Annotated in this window: 4 protein-coding genes; all 4 read left to right on the top strand. The window is 64.3% G+C overall.

The features are described from left to right. The coding region (locus tag JOY90_RS07215; RefSeq protein ID WP_291690458.1) for an alpha-isopropylmalate synthase regulatory domain-containing protein at positions 1–732 on the top strand (732 nt) is incomplete at its 5' end. A 358-nt stretch (positions 733–1,090) separates the two neighbouring features. Then, positions 1,091–2,098 (top strand): TRAP transporter substrate-binding protein, encoded by a 1,008-nt coding sequence (locus JOY90_RS07210; protein ID WP_291690457.1) that lies wholly within the window; start codon positions 1,091–1,093, stop codon positions 2,096–2,098. A 125-nt stretch (positions 2,099–2,223) separates the two neighbouring features. After that, positions 2,224–2,796, top strand: a complete 573-nt coding sequence (locus JOY90_RS07205) for a TRAP transporter small permease (protein WP_291690456.1) — start codon at positions 2,224–2,226, stop codon at positions 2,794–2,796. Further along, positions 2,796–3,244, top strand: a 449-nt coding sequence (locus JOY90_RS07200) for a TRAP transporter large permease subunit (RefSeq protein ID WP_291690455.1), incomplete at its 3' end; no start/stop codon positions are given. The genes JOY90_RS07205 and JOY90_RS07200, both read left to right, overlap by 1 nt.

The following is a 3,244-nucleotide window of genomic DNA, read 5'->3' as shown; positions in this document are numbered from 1 at the left end:
TCGAAGGTGGTGTCGACGGCGACCTCGTTCCCGGTGCAGTACAACAAGGCGATCGTCGGCCGCAACGCCTTCGCCCATGAGAGCGGCATCCACCAGGACGGCGTGCTGAAGGACGCGTCCACCTACGAGATCATGAGGCCCGAGATGGTCGGGCTGAAGCAGTCGTCGCTGGTGCTCGGCAAGCATTCCGGCCGTCATGCCTTCATCCACAAGCTGGAGGAGATGGGCTACAAGCTCGGCCCCAACCAGTTGGAGGACGCCTTCACGCGGATGAAGGCGCTCGCCGACCGCAAGAAGGACATCTATGACGAGGACATCGAGGCCCTGGTCGAAGGCGAGATGGCGGCCTCCCACGACCGCATCAAGCTGATGTCGCTGACGGTCATCGCGGGCACCCGCGGCCCGCAGCGCGCCACCATGAAGCTCGACATCGACGGCCAGGTCCGGATCGAGGAGGTCGAGGGCAACGGGCCGGTGGATGCGGTGTTCAACGCCATCAAGGCGCTGGTGCCGCACGAGGCCAAGCTGGAGCTCTACCAGGTTCACGCCGTCACCGAAGGCACCGACGCGCAGGCGGAGGTGTCGGTGCGGTTGAGCCATGACGGCCGCTCGATGACCTCGCGCGCCGCCGATCCCGACACGCTGGTGGCTTCCGCCAAGGCCTATCTCGGCGCGCTCAACAAAATCGTCATGAAGCGCCAGCGCGACACGGTGACCGCGGCCGCGAGCTGACGCGCGATGTCGTCGGAGTCGGAGGGCGGGCGCTAAGGCGCGGACGCGACGATGCGCAGCATCGCGCGGAGCGCCGTGCCCACCATTCTCTCGACAGCACTGCCTTGAAATGGTGGGCACGCTTCGGCCTTCGTGTCGGGCATCGAAGCAAGATGACGCCTAGCCCACCCTGTGCACCCTTTGCGCGACATCGCCCCGGAATGACGCGCAAAGTGGCTTTTGCGCTGCAGCATCAGCGTTTTAGGCCCCTTCTAACGATCGATGGCATTCGCGTCGGCTTCTCGCTATTGGTGCCTCTGGTATACAAGGCTGGAACCCCGCACCGGCGGTGGTCCCGAAACGTCCCCCGGGAGGCAACATGCGTCACCTGATTTTCGCCGCCCTATCGGTCGCGGCGGTATCCATGGCTGGTCAGGCGTCGGCCGCCGACCAGCCGATCGTCATCAAGTTCAGCCACGTCGTGGCGGCCGACACGCCGAAGGGCAAGGCCGCCGACAAGTTCAAGGAGCTGGCGGAGAAATATACCGACGTCAAGGTGAAGGTGGAGGTCTACCCGAATTCGACACTCTACAAGGACAAGGAGGAGCTGGAGGCGCTGCAGCTCGGCGCGGTGCAGATGCTGGCGCCCTCGAACTCGAAGTTCGGGCCGATCGGCATCAAGGAGTTCGAGGTGTTCGATCTGCCCTATCTGCTTCCCGATACCAAGACGCTGCGCAAGGTCACCGAGGGGCCGCTCGGCGCCAGGCTGCTCAAGCTGCTGGATTCCAAGGGCATGACCGGGCTCGCCTATTGGGACAACGGCTTCAAGGAGATGAGCGCCAACAAGAAGCTGCTGGCGCCCGCCGACTACAAAGGGCTGAAATTCCGCATCCAGTCGTCGAAGGTGCTGGAGGCGCAGTTCCGCGCGCTCGGCTCGATCCCGCAGGTGATGGCGTTCTCCGACGTCTACCAGGCGCTGCAGACCGGCGTGGTCGACGGGCAGGAGAACACCTGGTCGAACATCTACACTCAGAAGATGCACGAGGTGCAGAAATACGCCACCGTCACCAACCACGGCTACATCGGCTACGTCGTGGTCGTGAACAAGAAGTTCTGGGACGGCCTGCCGGCCGACATCCGCCCCGCCTGCGAGAAGGCGATGAAGGAAGCCACCGAGTTCGGCAACAGCCAGTCGGCCAAGGAGAACGACGGCGCGCTGGAGGAGATCAAGAAGGCCGGCAAGACCGAGATCATCACGCTGACGCCCGATCAGGACGAGGCGATGCGCAAGGCGATGATGCCGGTCTACAAGGACGTGGCCTCGCGCATCGGCCAGTCCCTGATCGACGAGATCCTGAAGGAGACGGGCCGCGGCCCGATCAACTGATCAGCAGCGTAGTGCGCTGATTGGCCGCGAGGGACCGCGGCCCGGAAGCGCTAGGAAGAAGCGGGTAGGAAAGGGCGCGTGATCGGGCGGCAGCGACGGCCGCCCGATCGTCATGGGGTCGTTTGATGTTCCTGAAAATTCTCGACCGGCTCGAGGAGATCATCATCGCCAGCCTGATGGGGGCTGCGACGGTGCTGACCTTCGTCACCGTCGTGCACCGCTATCTGGTCGATGTGCCGGTCCTGTATCCCTATCTGTTCGGCATCAACCTCGCCTGGTCGCAGGAGCTCTGCATCTACATGTTCATCTGGATGGCGAAGTTCGGCGCTGCCTATGGCGTCCGGACCGGCATCCATGTCGGCGTCGACGTCCTGATCAACCGCCTGGGCGATGCCTCGCGCAAATGGGTCATCCTGTTCGGCCTGCTCGGCGGGGCCGTGTTCACCGCGATCGTCGGCACCATGGGCGCCAAGTTCGTGCTCGAACTGATGAACACCGACCAGGTCTCGCCCGACATGGAGATTCCGAGCTGGATCGTCTACGCCTGCATCCCGCTCGGCTCGTATCTGATGTGCTTCCGCTTCCTGCAGGTGATGTGGGCCTATTTCTGGCACGGCGACCTGCCGCACCATGACGCCGTCCATGTCGACGACATCGAGGTCAGCCCGACCGCGCCGATCTCGGTCGGAGAAGCCTGATGAGCGCGGCGCTGATCTTCGGCCTGCTGTTCGCCCTGATGCTGACGGGCATGCCGATCTCGATCTCGCTCGGCCTGACGGTGCTGACCTTCCTGTTCACGATGACGGAAGTGCCGATCGAGAGCGTCGGCCTGAAGCTGTTTTCGGGCCTCGACAATTTCGGCATCATGGCGATCCCGTTCTTCATCCTGGCCGGCACCTTCCTGACCCGCGGCGGCGTCGCGCGGCGGATGATCGCGTTCACGACCTCCTTGGTCGGCCATCTGCCCGGCGGCCTCGGTCTCGCCGGCGTTGCGGCCTGCGCGATGTTCGCGGCGATCTCCGGCTCCAGCGTCGCCACCGTGGTCGCGATCGGCTCGATCATGATGCCGGCGATGGTGGAATACGGCTATCCGCGCCGGTTCGGCGTCGGCGTGATCTCGACCTCCGGCGCGCTCGGCATTCTAGT

It is taken from the genome of Bradyrhizobium sp., assembly GCF_019242285.1.
Taxonomy (GTDB): Bacteria; Pseudomonadota; Alphaproteobacteria; order Rhizobiales; family Xanthobacteraceae; genus Bradyrhizobium.
Note: the sequence above shows the minus strand (reverse complement) of the source record. Positions and strands in the feature narration are given on the sequence as shown.